At 53.6% G+C, this 20,306-nt stretch carries 19 protein-coding genes and 1 pseudogene; 10 read left to right on the forward strand and 10 right to left on the reverse strand.

Annotated elements, in window-relative coordinates:
- Nucleotides 1-88 precede the first annotated feature (88 nt).
- Both NWP14_RS05905 and NWP14_RS05910 read right to left on the reverse strand, forming a co-directional pair.
- Nucleotides 89-820, reverse strand: a complete 732-nt coding sequence (locus NWP14_RS05905; RefSeq protein WP_375214974.1) for a hypothetical protein — start codon at nucleotides 818-820, stop codon at nucleotides 89-91.
- A gap of 406 nt (nucleotides 821-1,226) precedes the next feature.
- The gene (locus tag NWP14_RS05910) at nucleotides 1,227-2,165 is read right to left on the reverse strand and encodes an omptin family outer membrane protease (protein ID WP_375214975.1); all 939 of its coding nucleotides are present in this window, start codon (nucleotides 2,163-2,165) and stop codon (nucleotides 1,227-1,229) included.
- A 522-nt stretch (nucleotides 2,166-2,687) separates the two neighbouring features.
- On the opposite strand from NWP14_RS05910, the pseudogene NWP14_RS05915 reads away from it, so the two are divergent.
- Together NWP14_RS05915 and ttcA are read left to right on the forward strand one after the other, a co-directional pair.
- A pseudogene (locus NWP14_RS05915) lies at nucleotides 2,688-3,094 on the forward strand (tyrosine-type recombinase/integrase); the annotation flags it as partial.
- 46 nt (nucleotides 3,095-3,140) lie between these two features.
- On the forward strand, nucleotides 3,141-4,076 hold the full coding sequence (ttcA, locus tag NWP14_RS05920) for a tRNA 2-thiocytidine(32) synthetase TtcA (RefSeq protein ID WP_346431611.1): 936 nt from the start codon (nucleotides 3,141-3,143) through the stop codon (nucleotides 4,074-4,076).
- Between the two features lie 48 nt (nucleotides 4,077-4,124).
- On the opposite strand, the gene dbpA is transcribed toward ttcA, so the two are convergent.
- The 4 genes from dbpA to fhuE form a co-directional block, all read right to left on the reverse strand.
- Nucleotides 4,125-5,498, reverse strand: coding sequence for an ATP-dependent RNA helicase DbpA (gene dbpA, locus NWP14_RS05925; protein WP_346431612.1), 1,374 nt, complete (start codon nucleotides 5,496-5,498; stop codon nucleotides 4,125-4,127).
- 14 nt (nucleotides 5,499-5,512) lie between these two features.
- On the reverse strand, nucleotides 5,513-5,698 hold the full coding sequence (locus tag NWP14_RS05930; protein ID WP_095097193.1) for a hypothetical protein: 186 nt from the start codon (nucleotides 5,696-5,698) through the stop codon (nucleotides 5,513-5,515).
- A gap of 282 nt (nucleotides 5,699-5,980) precedes the next feature.
- Nucleotides 5,981-6,964 (reverse strand): zinc transporter ZntB, encoded by a 984-nt coding sequence (gene zntB / locus NWP14_RS05935; RefSeq protein ID WP_095097190.1) that lies wholly within the window; start codon nucleotides 6,962-6,964, stop codon nucleotides 5,981-5,983.
- A gap of 212 nt (nucleotides 6,965-7,176) precedes the next feature.
- Nucleotides 7,177-9,363 (reverse strand): ferric-rhodotorulic acid/ferric-coprogen receptor FhuE, encoded by a 2,187-nt coding sequence (gene fhuE / locus NWP14_RS05940; protein WP_375214976.1) that lies wholly within the window; start codon nucleotides 9,361-9,363, stop codon nucleotides 7,177-7,179.
- Between the two features lie 435 nt (nucleotides 9,364-9,798).
- On the opposite strand from fhuE, the gene NWP14_RS05945 reads away from it, so the two are divergent.
- The 3 genes from NWP14_RS05945 to NWP14_RS05955 all read left to right on the forward strand — a co-directional run bounded on the left by NWP14_RS05945 (nucleotide 9,799) and on the right by NWP14_RS05955 (nucleotide 12,887).
- A complete protein-coding gene (locus NWP14_RS05945) occupies nucleotides 9,799-10,869 on the forward strand; it encodes a hypothetical protein (RefSeq protein WP_375214977.1) in 1,071 nt (356 codons plus the stop codon).
- Between the two features lie 175 nt (nucleotides 10,870-11,044).
- Nucleotides 11,045-11,791 carry a DeoR/GlpR family DNA-binding transcription regulator gene (locus tag NWP14_RS05950; protein WP_095097181.1) on the forward strand — a complete coding sequence of 249 codons (747 nt, stop codon included), beginning with the start codon at nucleotides 11,045-11,047 and terminating at the stop codon, nucleotides 11,789-11,791.
- Between the two features lie 13 nt (nucleotides 11,792-11,804).
- Nucleotides 11,805-12,887, forward strand: a complete 1,083-nt coding sequence (locus NWP14_RS05955) for an oxidoreductase (protein ID WP_375214978.1) — start codon at nucleotides 11,805-11,807, stop codon at nucleotides 12,885-12,887.
- A 183-nt stretch (nucleotides 12,888-13,070) separates the two neighbouring features.
- Here the strand turns inward: NWP14_RS05955 and umuC are convergent, their stop codons facing one another.
- Both umuC and umuD read right to left on the reverse strand, forming a co-directional pair.
- A complete protein-coding gene (gene umuC, locus NWP14_RS05960; protein ID WP_346431617.1) occupies nucleotides 13,071-14,333 on the reverse strand; it encodes a translesion error-prone DNA polymerase V subunit UmuC in 1,263 nt (420 codons plus the stop codon).
- Nucleotides 14,317-14,751, reverse strand: a complete 435-nt coding sequence (gene umuD, locus NWP14_RS05965) for a translesion error-prone DNA polymerase V autoproteolytic subunit (RefSeq protein ID WP_095098126.1) — start codon at nucleotides 14,749-14,751, stop codon at nucleotides 14,317-14,319. The genes umuC and umuD overlap by 17 nt, the downstream gene beginning before the upstream one ends.
- 279 nt (nucleotides 14,752-15,030) lie before the next feature.
- Between umuD and NWP14_RS05970 the strand changes: the two genes are divergently transcribed.
- Together NWP14_RS05970 and NWP14_RS05975 are read left to right on the forward strand one after the other, a co-directional pair.
- Nucleotides 15,031-15,225, forward strand: coding sequence for a hypothetical protein (locus NWP14_RS05970; protein WP_045855101.1), 195 nt, complete (start codon nucleotides 15,031-15,033; stop codon nucleotides 15,223-15,225).
- A 157-nt stretch (nucleotides 15,226-15,382) separates the two neighbouring features.
- Complete coding sequence (locus NWP14_RS05975; RefSeq protein ID WP_095097172.1) at nucleotides 15,383-15,628, forward strand: DinI family protein; 246 nt, start codon at nucleotides 15,383-15,385, stop codon at nucleotides 15,626-15,628.
- A 135-nt stretch (nucleotides 15,629-15,763) separates the two neighbouring features.
- On the opposite strand, the gene NWP14_RS05980 is transcribed toward NWP14_RS05975, so the two are convergent.
- A complete protein-coding gene (locus NWP14_RS05980; protein ID WP_375214979.1) occupies nucleotides 15,764-16,279 on the reverse strand; it encodes a hypothetical protein in 516 nt (171 codons plus the stop codon).
- 504 nt (nucleotides 16,280-16,783) lie between these two features.
- On the opposite strand from NWP14_RS05980, the gene NWP14_RS05985 reads away from it, so the two are divergent.
- From NWP14_RS05985 to NWP14_RS05995, 3 genes are all read left to right on the forward strand, one after another.
- A complete protein-coding gene (locus tag NWP14_RS05985; RefSeq protein ID WP_143350140.1) occupies nucleotides 16,784-16,903 on the forward strand; it encodes a small membrane protein in 120 nt (39 codons plus the stop codon).
- A gap of 276 nt (nucleotides 16,904-17,179) precedes the next feature.
- Nucleotides 17,180-17,275, forward strand: a complete 96-nt coding sequence (locus tag NWP14_RS05990) for a YnaM/YnfT family protein (RefSeq protein ID WP_369125009.1) — start codon at nucleotides 17,180-17,182, stop codon at nucleotides 17,273-17,275.
- A 599-nt stretch (nucleotides 17,276-17,874) separates the two neighbouring features.
- Nucleotides 17,875-18,447, forward strand: a complete 573-nt coding sequence (locus tag NWP14_RS05995) for a DJ-1/PfpI family protein (protein ID WP_346431619.1) — start codon at nucleotides 17,875-17,877, stop codon at nucleotides 18,445-18,447.
- A gap of 75 nt (nucleotides 18,448-18,522) precedes the next feature.
- On the opposite strand, the gene NWP14_RS06000 is transcribed toward NWP14_RS05995, so the two are convergent.
- On the reverse strand, nucleotides 18,523-20,142 hold the full coding sequence (locus tag NWP14_RS06000) for an ABC transporter substrate-binding protein (protein WP_095097162.1): 1,620 nt from the start codon (nucleotides 20,140-20,142) through the stop codon (nucleotides 18,523-18,525).
- Between the last annotated feature and the right edge of the window lie 164 nt (nucleotides 20,143-20,306).

Below are 20,306 nucleotides of genomic sequence, written 5' to 3' on the forward strand. Positions count from 1 at the left end.
CGTTACGGTGTCGATTATTTGCACATGTAAAAGGAAGAGCAAAAAAAATAGGTAATCAGTCCTTTTTTATGCACAATAAACTCAACTTTCAAACATATCCTATAAATGAATGAACCCGTTTGTGTCTAATAGGATGTGCGTAAGAATAATGTGAGGAACCTGGTGTTGCCTCCATAGATAAGGTTGTGTATAGTCCATTTCTCGTCTCAAGCGTAATTTGCCATAAAAAAGTTGACTTCATATTCGATATCCGAGTCAAGTCTAATGTGGCAACAAAAAACGGGTCTTTTGAATTATTTTGATATGCATTAATCCAGTTATTGAGATTTTTATTTTTTAATGTTGAATCTAAAAGATTATACTGAATTGTACGATAGTATTCAGTTGGATAATCATCAGAAATTTTATCATACATTAGGATCTGTATAATGTTATATGCATAGCCGTTAAGTCTGTTTGTCGGATGTTTTCTCCATATTGGCTCTTGCTGATGAAGATGCCAGTCTTTTTCAATAAACTCAGCAAGATATATAAGCTTACCTGAAGAGTTGATATCAAGAATACCCTTATTATCTGGAGTGAGCCAGGACTTAAGGCGTGAAGTGGACGGATAGTGAAACCCAGTAGTTTGAAAGAATTCGTTAGATGAGTCAGATTGTAAAAGTGGCGGGATTATCGGTAACCACATACCCCGCCAGACTAGTGAAGAAAAATGTAGTGCGGGTAACTCAGTACGAGCAATAATTCTGTTTGCAACAGCACGTAGATGCTGTGCACTATACATGGCTAAGAGCTGATAACGCGCGTCAGATGTGAGCATAGTAGGACCATCCATCATTTATTCGAATAATCAGGTGATAGTATATCGGGAAAATTAATACCATGTAGATAGTGAGATCTATTTTATCTGAATAAATATGTATTCAGCATTACAAAATTAACTCAGCATAAAAATGTGTTCTTAGTACAAAATCATGGTGGTTCTCCGGTACCTTAAAGTCACTATTGGGCTGGTATCTGTTCTCAAGAACAGATTCAATTGACGTCAGCTTCTCGCTCATTGCCACCACAAAACTCCTGGCGAAAGTTTAGCAACAGACTATCCCCGGCCAGGATCGCGGTGAATCGCCAGAATAGCCCGCGCTAGTCGTGGGTCACACAGTGCTATAAAAGCCCCAGAAGGGGCTTTATATCCAACAGAAGGTATACCCAGGATCTGTACTGATTTAGAACCGATATTGCAGACCAGCTGTAATGGTATAGTTTTTATTTGAAATACCGGCAGCGTCGCCACCAATTGAGGCCGACTCGCCGCTGTTGGTATCAATAATCTGAGTACCTCCCTTGCCTTCTTCATATTTGCTGTATGTGAATTCGGCAAAAACTTTGGCATTAGGCGTGACGTAATATCCGGCATCAATCGACGTACCGTAATAACGCGAATTAGTCGTTTTCTCACGGAAGGTCAGATCCCGCATATAGTGTTCATCGTTATCATGTGCCCGGACCCAATCACTGAATTTAAACAAGGCATTAAATTCAAAATCATTAATACGATACTGACCCGCCAGACCAATGTATGGCATAGAGAATCGCTGACTGTAACCAATACCACGCTCTCCGGTTGGGAAATTGCCGGTATAAGCACCGTTATCATAGTCGTAAGAACCACCGGTAGCCGTCCAGCTGAAACGTGTTTCCTGATAACCGGCGATTACACCAGCTTTGTAGTTTTCGTCCTGGAATATCCAGCCTTTCACATTGAGATCGTATTCATTGGCATAATTAACATTCGTGCTGGGATGAGATGAGTGGTCTGTCCATCCGGACTGGTTATCATTCATCCAGTCGTAATCATCCATATGACCGGATCCCGAAGCCAGAGACGTCCAGCCGCGGGCGTTCAGCGTCAGAAAGGAGTACGCATCCCAGGAGATGTCACCTTTCAGAATAGCAACATTCTTTATTTTCCAGTCCAGCTGACTAACTTTTCGACCTGTATCCGCGTCATAAACCATCTCATGAGATTTTCCGCTTAGCATCCCTGCAGAGGTCGATACAGTAAAACTTTCTGGAGAGAAATTCGGGGTTAACTGCGCTGACTCCGCATAAGCTGTTCCTGAAAGAGTAGCCATCATCATTACTGCAACAGTACTTTTTTTCATTTTTTTTTCCATAATCAAAAGGGAATCCATAAGTTGCAGATGAAGTTTAAATCTCATACAAATGTGAGGCAACTGTCAATTTTTGTAATTGTTTTTTTCAGTCGTCAGGAATTCCAACCTCCTGACGGGTTACATTCCTCTTTTTTAGAGAGGAATAGCCCGTACTTTGCAGATATCCCTGATGTATTTGCTGGCTAATATCGATCACCTGCTGCAGCAAAAAACTGTGTTTTTCACTCGATTCTCACTCAACCCGCAGGTCTATTAATTATCTATAGCGAATTATTTAACAAATAAATTATCAGGGTGCTAATAATTATATTTAAATCCTGGTGCACTGCTTTTAACTGGCAAAAGATAGCCTCGAAAAATTTAAGTTTCTCTGATCGAGTTGCCAGCACCGCCCCTCGACTCAGGTCGAGTTTTTTATTACTTCTCGTTTACCTCAGGCAAATATTTATAGATGGTTTCCCCCTACCCCAATCACCTCTGCATTCTGCTACCGGGCAATTAAAGATGCCTGAACCTGCGCGGGAAGCTTTGCAAGCACAACACGCGCCGACTACCTCGCAATCTCTGACGAAAATTACTTTTCACCGCAGGGAGTACGGCGCTCGCGAGCCACAAAAACTGCGCTTTGTTTTTATACCCAGGAAGCGGAACGAGGTGCAGAAGCCGACTACTCTCACAGCAGTATCGGTAGTAGATGAGAAGTCGCAGTAAAACGCGCTGGCATTCGTCGTCGGAATCCGTACCATACGCGACATACTTTTGCCTGCTGGCTGCTATCAGCCGGCGCTAACCCGTCTTTTATTGCTAACCAGATGGGGCATGGAAACGCGAAAATGGTGTCTGAAGTCTACAGTTCATGGACTGAAGAAATGAACGGCGATCGGGTATCGATACTCAACGCCAGGCTTGAACTGTGATTTAACTTTGCCCTACATGCCCTTTTTGTTTCAGAGAATGTTAATAATGCTTGATAATCAGCAAGTTACAAAGAAAGAAAAATACAACATCGATAAGTTGCAGAAGCGCCTGCGCCGCAATGTCGGCGAAGCCATTGCCGATTTCAATATGATTGAAGAAGGCGACCGAATTATGGTTTGCCTTTCCGGCGGGAAAGACAGCTACACCATGCTGGAAATCCTGCGCAGTTTACAAAAAAGCGCGCCCATTTCTTTCTCTCTGGTTGCGGTAAACCTCGATCAGAAGCAGCCCGGCTTCCCGGCGCACATTCTGCCGGAGTACCTGCAGCAGCTCGGCGTCGAGTATAAGATTGTCGAAGAGAACACCTACGGGATCGTCAAAGAGAAAATTCCTGAGGGTAAAACCACCTGTTCGCTCTGTTCACGCCTGCGCCGCGGGATCCTCTATCGCACCGCCACCGAGCTCGGCGCGACAAAAATCGCCCTCGGCCACCACCGTGACGACATTCTGCAGACGCTGTTCCTCAATATGTTCTACGGCGGCAAGATGAAAGGCATGCCGCCGAAGCTGATGAGTGACGACGGCAAGCATATCGTTATCCGCCCGCTGGCGTACTGCCGCGAAAAGGATATCGAGCGCTTCTCGCAGGCGAAAGGTTTCCCAATTATCCCATGCAACCTCTGCGGCTCCCAGCCTAACCTGCAGCGTCAGGTGATCGGCGACATGCTGCGCGACTGGGATAAACGCTATCCCGGGCGTATCGAGACCATGTTCAGCGCTATGCAGAACGTCGTGCCGTCACATCTTAGCGACGTCAACCTGTTTGACTTTAAAGGGATTACCCACGGCTCTGACGTGGTTGACGGCGGCGACCTGGCGTTCGATCGCGAAGAGATCCCGCTCCAGCCCGCCGGCTGGCAGCCGGAAGAAGATGATGCCCAGCTGGACGAGCTGCGGCTGAACGTGGTGGAAGTGAAGTAAACCGCGAACTGGCGTCTCAGCGCGGTTTCTGAGACGCCCTTACGCGCCCTATTTCAGCAAACGAACCCGGCAGTTCTTGCCCTTAATCTTGCCGTTCTGCAGCAGCTTGAACGCTTTATGGGCCACGCCCTGGCGCAGCGCCACGTAGACGTGCGCCGGATGCACGTTGATCTTGCCGATATCGGCGCCATCGAATCCCAAATCTCCGGTCAGCGCACCCAGAACGTCCCCTGCGCGCATTTTGGCCTTCTTACCGCCGTCAATGCACAGGGTCGTCATTTCGGCTTCCAGCGGTACGATCGTGCCGCCGGTCGGCGCGTTCATCCAGTTCAGTTTTAGCTGCAGCATTTCCGCAAGAATATTGGCACGCTGGGCCTCTTCCGGCGCGCAAAGGCTAATCGCCAGCCCGCTCTCACCGGCGCGCGCGGTGCGGCCGATGCGGTGTACGTGAACTTCCGGGTCCCAGGCCAGCTCGTAGTTAATCACCAGCTCCAGGGATTTAATATCGAGACCGCGCGCCGCGACGTCGGTCGCCACCAGCACGCGCGAGCTGCCGTTCGCAAAGCGGATCAGGGTTTGATCGCGATCGCGCTGCTCAAGATCGCCATGCAGCGACAGCGCGCTCTGCCCGGCGGCGTTGAGGGCATCGCAAACGGCCTGGCAATCCTTTTTGGTATTACAGAACACCACACAGGACGCCGGCTTATGCTGGCTAAGCAGCTTTTGCAGCAGCGCAATTTTGCCTTTCTGCGAGGTTTCGAAGAACTGCTGTTCAATCGCCGGCAGCGCATCAACGGAATCAATCTCGATGGTTTGCGGATTGTTCTGCACGCGTCCGCTAATCGCCGCAATGGCCTCCGGCCAGGTCGCCGAGAACAGCAGCGTCTGCCGCTCGGCGGGCGCAAAGCGAATCGCTTCATCAATGGCGTCGCTGAACCCCATGTCCAGCATCCGATCCGCCTCGTCCATCACCAGCGTCTGCAGCGCATCCAGCGATACGGTGCCCTTCTGCAGGTGATCGAGCAGGCGTCCCGGCGTGGCGACGATAATATGCGGCGCATGCTGGAGCGAATCACGCTGGGCGCCAAAGGGCTGGCCCCCGCACAGGGTTAAAACTTTAATATTCGGCAGAAAGCGCGCCAGCCGACGCAGCTCGCCGGCGACCTGATCGGCCAGCTCGCGCGTCGGGCACAGCACCAGAGACTGCGTCTTATACAGCGTGGCATCAACCTGCTGGAGCAGGCCAAGGCCGAATGCGGCCGTTTTCCCACTGCCGGTTTTTGCCTGCACGCGCACATCTCTACCGGCCAGAATCGCCGGCAAAGCCGCCGCCTGGACCGGGGTCATCGCAAGGTATCCCAGCTCATTCAGATTATCGAGCTGGGCGGCGGGCAAAACGTTCAGTGTTGAAAAAGCGGTCACAATTTTTTCTCGTGTTAAAGGGCGCGCAATTGACAGGCGCGTATCCTCGCAGAATTGCGCCTCTGATGCGACAATTTAATCGGCTCATCATCCGGCGGCGGGTCGGGTAAAGGATGCGGACGAGGCCGAGGGTCCGGCACCGGCGTCGGGTCGTTAGGCTCAGGTGAAATGGGTATTGACGTTAAAGGCTGGTATCGCATTTTGACTCTCCCGGTTATGGGCGGGTGTACCACTCATTAAGCGTAGAAGCTGGCCGCAGGAGAGCAAAAAAAAAGCCGACTCAATAAAGTCGGCATCGTACGAATCAATTGTGCTATGCAGTAATTCAAAAAAGGAAGTAAGACAATATGGAGCGCAACGCCCATCGCTTGACGTTGCATTCACCTGCGAGAGAGATATTGCCCCGAACGAGTAGATGGTTTATTGATTTCGCTCAAACATTGCCGGGTTTTCGCGCCCGGAGGCTGATAAAAGGCGATTATTTACAGCCATTTACTACGATGCAACCACCACGCAACACCACCAATCAGAACAACTAACATTATGCAAAAGATAGAAAAGCCCAAATGCCACTCGTTGCCGGGGATCCCGCCGAGGTTGACGCCAAACAGGCCGGTCAGAAAGGTGCTGGGCAGAAAGACCATTGCCATCAGCGACATGGTATAGGTTCTACGCGACATCGCCTCCTGCATAATTTGCGCGATCTCATCGCTCATAATCGCCGTACGAGCGATGCAGCTATCGATCTCATCCAGGCCGCGGCCCAGGCGATCGGAGATATCCTGCATGCGCCGACGCTGGTCGTCATTCATCCACGGCAGACGTTCGCTGGCCAGCCGGGAGTAGGCATCGCGCTGCGGGGCCATATAGCGGCGCATCACAATCAGCTGCTTACGCAGCAGGGCCAGGAAGCCGCGCGGAGGGATCTGCTGATCCAGCAAATTATCCTCAAGGTCGATTATCCGGTCATGCAGCTGTTCGATAAACTCGCTGGCATGGTCGGTCAGCGCATCGCAGACGTCCACCAGCCAGCTGCCGCAGTCCACCGGGCCGGTGCCTTCACGCAGGTCGCCGAGCACATCGTCCAGCGCCAGCACCCGCCGCTGTCGGGTAGAGACGATTAAACGCTCATCCATATATAAGCGCATCGCCACCAGCTGATCCGGCCGTTCGTCGGTGCTGCCGTTAATACAACGCAGCGTAATCAGCGTGCCGTCGCCGACCCGCGTCACCCGCGGTCGGGTGCTTTCGCCCGCCAGCGCATCCCGCACGCTATTCGGCAACAGCGGCGTTTGCGCCAGCCACTGCGCGCTGTCGGCATGGGTGTAGTTCAGATGTAGCCAGCAGGGATGATCTTTATCGATAGTGTCGCTATTCGTCAGCGGCTTTACGCCGCCCTGTCCGTCAAACTGCCATGCAAAAACGGCATCCGGCACATTCAGTTCCGTACCTTTAATCGCCTCCACCAGACCTCCGTTAACTCATGCTTAATTTTCGTAGTCTAGCCTGACGCCTCCGTTAAGCAAGAGCTAAAACAAGCAGGGTGCTGAATTCGCTGACAAAAGCCGCTGCCCCAGCGCGCTGGCGCCGATAAGGCCCGCACCTATGCACAGGTAGGCCCCAGCACCAGGCCTACCTGCCCGCAGGCCCTCTCGCGGGAGCCTGCGGGTGGGGGAAATTAAAACGTATAGTTCATGCTCACCGAGACGCTGCGCGGCTCCCCGTACACCGCAGAATCATCCAGATAGGAGTAATATTCACGATCGAACAGGTTATTGATATTGGCCTGCACGGTAAGCTGTTTTGTCAGCTGATACTGCGAAAACAGACTCACCAGCGGGTAGCTGCCCTGATACAGGCGCTGCGTTTCACCGTCCGGCCCGCTGACGTCCTGGTAGACCCGATTCTGCCAGGTGGCCCCGCCGCCTACGGTCAGCTCAGGCAGCGCCGGAATACGATAGCGCGTGAAGAGCTTAAGCTGCGTTTGCGGCGCAAAGCTGTTATAACGACCGCTGCTGTCGGTGGCGACATAGCGCGTGGCGCTGAACGTCAGCTGCATATTGTCGCTGACCGCGCCGTTGACCTCCAGCTCCGCCCCTTTGCTGACCGCGCCTTTTGCCGCGCGGTAGGCCTGCTCGCTGGAGCCGTTCACAAACTCGCCGCTTACCGCCTCGGGCGCATTCTCCTGCTCAATGCGGAAGATGGCGAAGCTGGTGGTCAGCCGGCTATCCAGCCAATCGGCCTTCAGCCCGGATTCGTAGTTCTTCCCGGTTATCGGCGACAGCCATCCGCCGTCCGCCGAACGCTTGGTCTGCGGGGAGAAGATTGAGGTATAGCTGGCGTATGCCGACAGGCTCTCGGTGATGTCGTACACCACGCCGCCGTACGGCGTGACGTTGTATTTACGCATATCGCCGCTGCTGCCGTTGGCGCTGTACTGGGTGTAGCGCGCGCCGACGATCAGCGATAGCGGGTCGGCGAGCGAGAACCGGGCGGCGGTATAGGCCGATTTCTGCCGCACGATATCATCCGCATTCAGATACCAGTCCCCCCACTCCGGCTGCGCCACGCTGCCGTTCCAGCCGTTATTAAAGACCCCGAGCTGCTCGCTATCCATCGGCCCGTCCTGGCTAAAGCTGGCGTTATGCTGGCGGCTGTAGCTGGCGCCGGCCATCAGCTGGTGCTGGCGACCCAGCAGCTCAAACGGCCCGCTGGCATAGGCATCGAAGGAGTCGAGGGTTCGCTTGCCGCGATCCTTGCTTCCCCAGCCGCTGGCGCCTTCGCCGGTATCGGCATCGGGATTCCCCATCACATACAGCAGCGTGTCGTTCAGGGTCTGTTCGCCGTGGGTGCCGTTGAAGCGGAATGACCAGCCGTTATCCCACTCCTGCGTCAGGCCGGCAAATACCTTGCGGGATTCAATGGCGTAACGCGTCCAGTCGGCCGCCGTGTTGGTGCTGCGATCGTAATGGGTCCGCGAACCGTCGCTATACAGGCTGGGGAGACCGCCCCACGTCGGATTGCCGGTATTCGACTTCTGATAGTCCCAGCCCAGCGACAGGTGGGTACTATCCGTCAGGTCGGCATCCACGACGCCGTAGAGAAACTTCCTGGTCTTATGGTAGCGGTCCAGCCAACTATCCTGATCCTGATAGCCGGCAATCACCCGCCCGCGCACGCTGCCGTCAGCATTTAGCGGAGCCGACAGGTCGCCAACGTAGCGCTGCTTATTCCAGCTGCCGTAGCTGGCGCTCACGTTCCCGGTCAGCGTTTTGCTGTCCGCCTTTTTACGCACCATGTTCACCGTGGCGCCGGGGTCGCCCGCGCCGGTCATCAGGCCGGTGGCGCCGCGAACCACTTCGATGCGATCGTAAATAGCGGTATCTTCCTGCGCATCGCCGTAGTTCCAGGCATCGCCTAGCGAGGTTGGAATATCGTCGTAGGCGAAGCTGGTGACTTCAAACCCTCGCGAATAGTAATACGAACGCTCGCTGTCGATCTGCTGCGAGGAGACGCCGGTCGCGTTGGTCAGCACATCGTCGATGGTCTGCAGATTTTGATCCTTCATGCGCTGCTGGGTCACAATCGTGACCGACTGCGGCACATCGCGGGGAGCCAGCAGCATCTTCGTCCCCGCACGGGTGGTTTTTGCCGCGTAATCCTGCTGCTCCTCGGGCGCATTTCCCGCGCTGCCGTAGACCACCATATCCTGCTGCGTCCCGGCCGCCGTTCCTTCATCCTTCTCCGCCGCCTGTACGGGGTGGGCAAAGGCCTGGATCGCCAGCGCCAGCAGTGAAACGGTAAATGGTTTAGATAAACTCTGTGCAGGCGGTCTACCGCCTGTGCCCCTGTCGTTGAAAAACATAAATTTTCCCATCAGGAATTATTATTGTGAGTGACGTTATCTCGCTCACCGCAGCGCTGAAAAATCGCTCTTTGTCAGCAGATTGAAGGCGGCATACGGCGCGAGAAAACAACAAATGAGAATGGGAATAATAATTATTTGCCTTATTTATCGCAGGCTATTTTGTCAGTTAAATGTAAGCAAGTGTATACTTTTTGTAAATCAACAACCTGACATCATCGCGAACCGGATCTGCCGCAGGACTGTGCGGAAACGAACGCGAAAACAGCCGCTTCGTCGTCCATCCTTGCGCCCGTTCAGGCGCTCAGGGCCGCGCCTGAGGCCGGGATGATTTGCGTCCGCAGCATAAATGATTATGATTCTCATTCTTGTTTTTTTACGTTCCCGCTGCGGCTTTGCCCTGCGGGAGTGATTTATCCAATGATGGGGTTCAGAATGAAATCGTTATTTGGCCCGCGTAAATCAGCGCTGTGCGCTGCGCTTCTCTCCGCGTTAACCCTAACGGCGTGGCAGGCTTCGGCCGAGGAGACGCCGCCTGCCAAAGCGCCCGCGTCATTAAGCCAACGTACGCTGGGCGATGGTTTGTACGAGATGGCCTATTTGCCGGCGCAAAGCGCGCTCGTTGTCGCCAGCGCTCAGGGATTTAAAGCGGTTAACGGCGGCATGATCTATCGGCTGGATCCCACCACGCTGGCCACTAAGGCTGAAACCCATACCGATTTGAAGAACTTCGGCATGGCGATCGCGGATGACGGCAAGGCGTTCTACACCACCAACTCGCTGGATGGCGGGATATCCAAGGTGGATGCGCAAAGCGGTAAGGTGCTACAGCGCCTGATGTTCGTCGGTAAGGATAAGGACGGCGACCCTATCGGCGCCCGTGAAGTGCTGTTCCACAATAACCAGCTGTTTATTGGCCGCGTAGCCGATCCGGGTTTTATCTCCATCGTAGATGCGAAAACCATGACCCTGAAGGGCCGGATTGATAATGCCGGGAAGTGGGTGACGGGACTGATCTACTCCCCGCTCACCGATCGCATTTATGCGGCAAACGGCGGCGGGGAAATTCTGGTGATTAACCCGGCAAGCCACAAAATTGAGCAGCGCTGGACCCCGGGCGACGGCAAAGAGTACCTGTTCCTCAATCTGGCGGAAGACCCGGCCACCGGCCGCCTGTTTGTTACCGATGATTCCAAGGCCAAAACGACGCTGGTCTTTGATGAGCGTACGGGTAAGGTCATTAAGCGTATCGACGGCGATGCGCTGGGTATTAAGTTCAGCGCGAAGCGCAATGAGGTTTATATCAGCCAGCGCGAATCGAAGAAGGTACTCCAGCTGGACGCCACCACCTATGCGCTGAAAAATGCGTGGTCGTTCGCTAGCCATCCGAACAGCCTGCTGCTCTCCCCTGATCAGGACACTCTTTACGTCAGCATCAAGCAGGATTTCAATGAGGATAATTCCACCAAGGGCCCGGACAGCGTTGCCCGCATTAAGCTCAACTGAGTTTTCACCGCTTTCCGGCACCTGACGATCGGGCTAAGGGGAAAATAACCGCTTCCCCTTAACTAACAAGCCCCGCCCCCGTCACGCTGCGCCCGCTTTCGCCGGTGCGGGATTTCTTTTGCCGCAAAATGCTGTATTATGCGATTTATTGCAGTATTTTGCAGGATTAAAGGCCGTGCACAAAACCGCCAGACAAAAATACCTACTTGATATTATTAGCGAAAATGGGCAGGTCAGCATCAGCGAGCTGGTAGATAAGCTGCAGGTTTCCGCAGACACCATTCGTCGCGACCTGACCGATCTTGAAAAGCAGGGGCTGGCGCAAAAGAATCACGGCGGCGCCATCGCCCTCGATCTGTCGGCGATGAACCGCCAGGGCAGAAATGCCCTGCTGCCAAAAACGAAGCAGCGCTTAGGTAAAATGGTGGCGGAGAAAATTCCCGCCGGCTCGACGATCTTTTTAGATGCTGGCAGCACCGTGCTGGCCGTCGCCAGCCACATCAAAGGGCCGATGACCGTTATCACCACCTCTTTAGATATCGCCCAGCACTTCAGCGACCGGGCGGATATTCAGTTGATTCTGTTAGGCGGCAGATGGGATATGCAGCAGCGCCTGTTTGCCGGCAGCGCAACCCTCGCGCTGCTCGCGCGCTATCGGGCTGATATCGCCATCCTCGGCGCCTGCGCGCTGCATGCGCAGCTGGGTTTAAGCGCCAGCCAGGAGGCCGACGCGGAGATCAAGCGCGCCATGCTGGCGGCCAGCACCGAGTGCTGGCTGGTTGCCGACCATATGAAGCTGAACCACTGCGAGCCTTATCTGGTCGCCGGATTAGCAGAAATTCATCAGTTATTTTTGGATAAAGCCTGGGAAGACGCCGGGGACGACATTTCAATGCACATCAACATCGCTGACGCTCAATAACGTGGAGAGAATAATGAACAAAGTTATCGCCGGTGACGGTAAGAACATTAATATTGCGCTGATCGGTTATGGGTTCGTGGGCAAAACGTTCCATGCGCCGCTGATCCGCTCGATTGACGGCCTGAAGCTGACCATCGTCTCTTCTCGCGATGAGGAAAAGGTTAAGCGTGATATTCCTGATGTTACCGTCGTGGCCTCACCCGAAGAGGCGATCCAGCATCCGGATATCGATCTCGTGGTGATCGCCTCCCCTAACGCCACGCACGCCCCGCTAGCTAAGCTGGCGTTAAATGCCGGTAAGCACGTGGTCGTTGATAAACCTTTTACCCTCGATATGCAGGAGGCGCGCGAGCTTATCGCGCTGGCGCAGGAGAAGCAGCAGCTGCTCTCGGTATTCCACAATCGCCGCTGGGACAGCGACTTCCTCGGGATCAAGCAGGTTATTGAGCAGGGGCTTATCGGCACCGTTAAGCATTTTGAGTCGCATTTCGACCGCTTCCGCCCGGAAGTTCGCGTGCGCTGGAGAGAGCAAAACGTGCCGGGCAGCGGCCTGTGGTTTGATTTAGGTCCGCACCTGATCGATCAGGCCCTGCAGCTGTTCGGCTTGCCGCAGTCGGTGCAGGGTAACATCGCCACCCTGCGCCAGGGCGCCGAGATTAATGACTGGGCGCACGTGGTCTTAAATTATCCTCAGCATAAGGTCATTCTGCACTGTAGCATGCTGGTCGCCGGCGGCAGCGCGCGCTTTACCGTTCACGGTGACAAAGGCAGCGCGGTCAAACAAAAAGCCGACCAGCAGGAGAGCCAGCTGCTGGCGGGCGTTATTCCCGGCAGCGAAGGCTGGGGTCATGATGACGACAGCCTGAGCATTTTTGACGCGCAATCGCAGGTTCAGGAAGTGAGCGCGCCGCAGGGCGATCAGCGGCAGTACTACATCAACGTGCGCGATGCGCTCACCGGCAAGATTGAAAACCCGGTACAGCCGCTGCAGGCGCTCGCCGTGATGGCGGTACTGGAGGCCGCCGTTCGCTCCGCCGAAACCGGCACGCTGCAGACGTTAACGCTCACCGCCGATGAGCTGGCCGCGCTGAAATAATCCTCGAATTAACATGGCCTGCGGCTTGGCAGGTCATGCCCTTCCCCCGGATTCAGCACCGGGCGGCGTTTTCCCACACGCTCGCCATCGGTAGCCAATAATGTGCGGTGAGCCATGACGCCGCCGGAGCGGTATAGCGATCCGGCGGCAGAGCGGTTGTCGCGCCGGGAATGCATAAGCGGCCTATTTGACGACGGGCAAATCTGCGTAGCGGGTCGTGTAGCCGGGCGATAGCATCTCACGCTTCATCGCCCAGCTTTTTTGAATGCCCTGCCCGGCAAACCACACGCTGCCGCGGCCCGAACGATTAAGGCTATCCACCACCTGCATCAGCGCGGCGCTGTTCGCCTGCGGCTGATATTGATCAAACAAATTAAGCTGCGCCACGCCCTGACTGAAAAAATCACTCAGCATGATGCCGGCTTTCATATAGCGAAAGCCCTCCTTCCACACTCTGTCCAGCGCATGGACAGCGAGGCGAATAATATCCCGGGTATCGTCAGAGGGCGTTGCCAGCCGGCCGCTGGCCTGGGGAGCGTAGAACGCTTCATTTTCGGCATGCGGACTGGTCCGCATAAAGACGCTGACCACGCAGCAGTACTGCTTCTCTGCCCTGAGTTTTTCCGCCGCGCGTTCAGCATAGGCGCAAACGGCCTGATGCATATCGCTATATTGGGTGATGCGGTGACTAAATGAACGGCTGCAGATAATCTGCTGTTTGGTCGGCGCAAACTCATCCACCTGCAGGCAGGATTCTCCCCGAAGCTCACGCACCGTGCGCTCCAGCACGACGTTAAAGTGCTTACGTATCACCCAGGTAGAGCTGTCGGCAAGCTGCAGCGCGTTTTCGATGCCCATCAGCTCCAGTTTTTTCCCGATCCGACGACCCACGCCCCAAACTTCATGCACCGGTACCAGAGAGAGCAGCTTACGCTGGCGATCGCGGTTCGATAATTCGACTACGCCGTCGGTTTTGCGCCACGTTTTAGCCGCGAAATTAGCCAGCTTGGCGAGCGTTTTGGTCGGCGCGATGCCAACCCCAACCGTTAGCCCGGTATGCTTCATGACCCGATCGCGCATTTGATGACCGAATGTCTCAAGCGGCATATAGCTGGAGATACCGGCTAAATTAACAAAAGCCTCATCGATGGAATATATTTCAATCGCCGGCGCCATCTCCGTTAGCGTCGACATGACCCGGTGGCTGAGATCGGCATAAAGCGCATAGTTCGAGCTAAAAACGGACACCTGCAAACGCTGCAGATCGTCTTTAATTTTGAAGTAAGGCGCCCCCATGGGGATGCCCAGCGCCTTTGCCTGCGCCGAGCGTGAAATAATACATCCATCGTTATTTGAGACCACCACCACCGCTTTTCCCTGCAGGTCTGGCCGGAAAACGGTTTCGCAGGAGGCGTAGAAACTGTTGACGTCAACAAGCGCGAACATGTCGGTGCGATTTTAAGGTGAAGGTGACCACGCCAAATATTTGCAGCTCCTCTCCAGGCTGACAGACGATAGGGGAATAGTTGAGGTTGCGCGGCGTGAGCTGAAGGACTGGCCGGGTTTGCAGCTCCTTTACCGTAAACTCGCCGGCAACGGCAGCAATCACAATATCGCCATGTTCTGCGGTCAGCGAGCGATCGACCACCAGCAGGTCGCCATCATCAATCCCGGCGCCCGTCATTGAATCCCCGCTCACCCTGACAAAATAGGTCGCGTTAGGGTGCTTAATAGCCAGCTTGTTCAAATCAAGCGTATCTTCGACATAATCCTGGGCCGGACTGGGGAATCCGCAGGGAACAAGATCGCGAAACAGCGGCACCAAAAACCGCTGCGACAGCTCAACCGGCTTGTAGAACGTCATCATAAACTCACCCGACATAATAACTGTGTTTATATACAGTATTAATAAATCATCCGGGTTAATCAAGCCGCTTATGCCACGTTATCGCGAAGACCTTGAAGTTCTGCAATATTTAAACGGACGCTGCGCTTCGCCATGCCCGGCGGCGCTAAAAATAACGCGTCTCTGGAAATCTAACGCAATTAGTAGCAGGATAGATGCTGCAAGCAGAGCGTTATGGTGGGGCACCATAACCACAAACTATGGCGATTCGTCCGACATACTGAACGGGAGATTCTTATGTACTACACGTTAGGAGATACCACCCTCCACTTTTATCGCTATCAGTGCCGTTTCTACGTTGCCCACTGGGATGGCGGCAACGTAATGACCGACAAGTTCAGGCAGTTCATCGAGTTGATTACTGAAAAAACGGGAATTGACGCGAAGAGCGTCGAAGCAGTTGCGCGAGACTATTTCAACAACGTCGATTAAAGGTTGTTTAGTGACGGAATAACCGACCGCCGCTCATTACGTACCAGCCCTACGCTCGTCGGCTGGCGAGGTGGAAAACGTGCGCTGTTCTCCCTCTCGCCTTGACACTGTACAAAAAAACAGTATAACTACTGCCTACAGTTACAGGAGCCGAAGCATGTTTGTAGAACTGGTTTATGATAAAAGAAATTTTGAAGGGTTCGCCGGGGCCAGAGAGACCATTATGGCTGAACTCACGAAACGAATTCACCGCATTTTTCCTGAGGCCGACGTTCGCGTAAAGCCGATGATGACGCTGCCCGCAATCAATACGGATGCCAGCAAGCATGAAAAAGAGCAGATCAGCCGCGCCGTCCAGGAGATGTTTGAAGAAGCGGACATGTGGATGAGCGCAGACGAATAAACCAGGCCGCAGCGCTGATATCAACAGCGGCTTTTTCGGGGACCGGCGTTAGCACTAACCAATACCGTTCCCTGGACATAAATTTCCCCGGTAAATCTTTTCCCGGTCACCGGCGGTGATTTAAATCCTCATCCCCTACTCGTCAGACTTAAACCTGGGCTCCGGCAAAACCGACGGGGTTGTGTCCTCAAAGCGCAGCCAGTGCTGCCAGATATCATGAACCTGTAGCTCAACGAGCCCTTCCTGACGTAAAGCCACCGTAGTCCCTCTCAGCGTCCCACCTTCAGAATCAATCCCGGCCGCGGTAGATGCCTTATCAATTAAATTATCCCATGCTTTACTTTCATCATTAAATGCCAACGCCATTTTTTGTAAACGAAGCGGATCGTCCCTGTTGCCCTGCGCTATTCGTTTCGCGGCCGTCGTCAGATATTTATCTTTTACCCAGCGAAGCTGCGCGAGTTTCTTTGCCATGCACTCATTAATATCGATGGTGGTCTGCTGCGGCATACCAAAACAGCTAATGCTGAAAGTTTCAACGCCATCATTTAAATCACTGCTGGGCTGATTCCTTTCATCTGAAGCCTGAGAAACAAGCGGCAGCATCAATGCCAAAGAAAAAAACATTCCCTGGATAGTACGCAATCCCATGCTGATAACCCGTATAAGACGAAGTGTCTTTCAGATTAACCTAATCCTGGAGGCTGAGAAATGATCCGCTCTTGTCCATAGCCGTTTTTTGCAAACACATTTTGCCGCAAAAATTCACGCCATAAGCGGCAGGTGCCGCCAACGGCGCCGATCGACGGCTATTTTTCGCACCTGTGGGCTTTCCTGCAGATAGCAAACCGATGTTTCTAATTTTTTTCAGTTAGTTAGCACATAAAAACTGGGCCAATAAGGCTCGTTGCGGGTCCGAATATCGCAAACTCCCCCTCAGCATTTTCAAGCAAAATACCGCCAATTAATTGAAATATTATGCTAATAAAACCGAGTTTAATCGACATTAAAATTCAATACCCACTCACAAACGTCATTAAAAAATCTTTTTTATTAGCTATGAAAAATATTTCATTAGGATTTTTCTTAAGGCGAGAGTAAATTTCTTCGCATAAAAGCAAGAATATCCATAAATTTCTCGGGGAATAAATGCGTATGGCGAATTTACTCTTTCTGGCACTGGCGGTCGCACTGCTCCTGATCGCTGTTTTTTCTCTTATTTCGTATATAAGGGATCGCAAGAAACAAAAGTTTACGTTCAAAAAAAGACGCTAACGGCAACAAAGTTAGGGGGACGAGCGCGCGTTTAGCCCCTTTAACCCATGCGGCTGCGTGGCCGCACGGACCGTCCTTGACGGTATCTATTTGAAATATCCTGAATAATCAGAATTATTGCGCTGCCCTATGCCTGGGGAGGCGCAAAATATTATTATTGTGTCACGTCAGGCCATCGTCCCCCGAACGAGTTCTGTTTATTTGCGGAACTATTGCTCAGGTACGCAGTCTGACTACTGTCAGTATTAAACTATCGAGATTGCTGTGACCACACTTATGATCGTTGTAACAACGCTTGCCGTGTTTAGCCTGTTGGCATTGAGCCTGGCAAAAGTTGGAATCGCTGTATCCAATAACCCCGACGAATTCTGATTGCTCTTCGGGTCATCGTCGAACCACCTGGACCCCGTATCGCTGATTCTACCTACCGCACATCAGCGATTATCGTTTTTCCCTGTCGTTGCTTTCTGCCGCCCTCTCCTTTGGAGAAAGAGCATATTGCGCCTGGCTTACCGCCGTCCGCGCTCAACCCTTCCTCTCTCATCCCGTAACCTGTCCCCCGACTTATCGACCAGGGCCGCTACGGGTGCCGACGCGCTGGCCGGTAAACCTAATCCTTGGTCCGTTTACGCCGGTATTTACGCTTAAATTTAAGATCGATGGCGAAAATAACCACGATAACACCAACAAGCCATAACAGGGTGGCACCAGTTTCAGCAACGTTCACAACGTCCCTTTATATCCATTAATTAATGTTATGGGTAACATTAAGAACCATATAAAACCAGTAAGCAATCGTTTTCGTTACAATTGTATTGCAAATAAATGGCGGAATGTCGCATCCGCGGGCGGCAGGTCAGAAATCAGCCGCCGCCGGATGGAATGAAGCTCCGCCAGACGACGATTGACGGTTCGCATTCCCTCTTCTACCAGGCTATATCTTAGACACCTTTATTCGTACAGGAGTGATGATGGTGAGCAAGAAGATTCTGATGCTGGTCGGCGATTACGCCGAAGATTACGAAACGATGGTGCCGTTTCAGGCGCTGCAGATGATTGGTCATCAGGTTGACGCGGTCTGCCCCGATAAAACCAAAGGTGACTATATCATGACGGCGATCCATGATTTTGACGGTGCCCAGACCTACAGCGAAAAACCCGGCCACCGCTTTATTCTTAACGCCGATTTTTCCGCAGCGAAGGAACAAGATTACGACGCGCTGCTGATCCCCGGCGGGCGGGCGCCTGAATATCTGCGGTTGAATGAGGAGGTGCTCAAGCTGGTGCAGGCGTTTGACCGCGCGGGTAAACCTATTGCCGCCGTTTGCCACGGCCCCCAGCTGCTGGCCGCGGCCGGCGTGCTAAAAGGACGAACCTGCAGCGCCTACCCGGCCTGCGCCCCGGAAGTCCGGCTCAGCGGCGGAAATTATGCCGAAATAGGTATCGATCAGGCGCATGTTGACGGCAACCTGGTCACCGCTCCCGCCTGGCCCGCGCACCCGCAGTGGCTGGCGAAATTTGCCGAAGTGCTGCAGCAGCAATAGCTGGCGGAAGATCGTTGGCAGACGGTTATGGCGTGGAGAACCGCGCCATAACCGAATGGCGATGAGATGATGAAACTACGGGTGCTTGACGATATACATTGTCCGGCTATAGGCGACATCTTCCGGGTTGGTAATCGGATAGCCCTTCAGCCACGGCTTGATCAACCGTCCGTTGGTGTACTGATAAATTGGCGCAATAGGCGCTTTGGCCATGATTATCTTTTCCGCCGCGTTGTAATCGTCGTTGCGCGCTTTATCCGAAGTCTCCTGCGCCGCCTGGGCTAAAATCTTGTCATAGGTCGGATCGTTAAAGCGGGAGATATTACCGCTATGGGTCGAGGTCAGCAGCGAAAGGAAGGTGGAAGGCTCGTTGTAATCCCCCACCCACGAGGCGCGAATCACGTCGAAATTACCGGTATTTCGGCTATCGATATACGTTTTCCACTCCTGATTCTGTAGCTTGACGTCGACGCCAAGATTCTTCTTCCACATTGACGCCACCGCGATGGCAATCTTCTGGTGGTTTTCCGAGGTGTTATACAGCAGCGTCAGCTGCAGCGGACGGCCTGGACCATAGCCCGCCGCCTGCAGCAGCGCCTTGGCCTGGGCGTTCAGCTCGGCCTGGCTCATGCTCTCCGCCTGCGAGGGCTGCGGCGTAAACCCGGCCGTCACGTCCGGGGTGAAGTGCCAGGCCGGCTTTTCGCCGGTTCCCAGCACTTTTTCCGCCATCAGGCGACGGTCGATGGTCAGGCTCAGCGCCAGGCGCACGCGCTCGTCGGCGGTCGGCCCCTTCCGCGTGTTAAACGCGTAATAGTAGGTCCCCAGCTGCGGCGGCGTGTACACCTGCCCTGGAATATCTTTCAGCAATTTTTGATACAGGTTTTTCGGGAAAGACTCGGTGATATCGATATCCCCGGCCAGGTAGCGCTTGGTCGCCGACGACTCCTGGTTAATCGGCACAAAGGTCACCTGCTGGATAACCGTTTTGCCATTATCCCAATAGTGGCTGTTAGGCACGACAACCAGCTTTTCGTTAACCACCCGGTCTTTTAAAACGTAGGCCCCGTTGCCGATAAGACTGCCCGGACGCGTCCAGTTAGCGCCGCTCTCCACGTTCGCTCTCTGTACCGGATAAAACGCAAAGCTGGCCGTAAGATTGCTGAACCACGGCAGCGGTTTATCCAGCTGCACCCGCAGCGTGCGCGCATCCACGGCGGTAACGCCCAGCGTATCCGCCGCGGCCTTACCATCGATAATATTTTGCGCATTTGTTATGCCCGCCAGCGCGGCAAACCAGGCAAAGGGCGACGTCGTTTTCGGGTCGACCAGGCGCTGCCAGCTGTAGACGAAGTCCTGCGCCGTGACCGGACTACCGTCCGACCAGCGGGCGTCATCACGCAGGGTAAAGGTCCAGACCCGGTTATCGTTGCTCTGCCAGCGGGTCGCGACGCCGGGAATAAGATTGCCCTTAGCGTCCTGGTTGACTAAACCTTCAAAAAGATCGCGGATCACCTGAATTTCCGGCAAGCCCACGGCTTTGGCGGGATCTAATGAGGCCGGCTCATCTTTAATGTGCCGTACCAGTACCTGTTTCTCGGCTAAGACGGTCCCCGGAGGGACATCCGCCGCCCAGGCCAGAGATGAAACGCTGGCTAACCACAGCGCGCCGCATGTCAATGTGACAGGATACTTCATAAGATCCCCTTTAAAATAAAAAAACCAGAGCTGGCAGAAGGATGATTATTTGTTTCATCACCTGAAATTGCAAACGGCTTGTGATAGAAAATTGACGCGTATTCTGATTTCATCGTCCAGGGAAACTATTTGATTCCGGGGCGGTTTTACACAACACTGCTGAA

This window comes from Klebsiella sp. C349492, from assembly GCF_042055345.1.
Classification (GTDB): Bacteria; Pseudomonadota; Gammaproteobacteria; order Enterobacterales; family Enterobacteriaceae; genus Klebsiella; species Klebsiella scottii.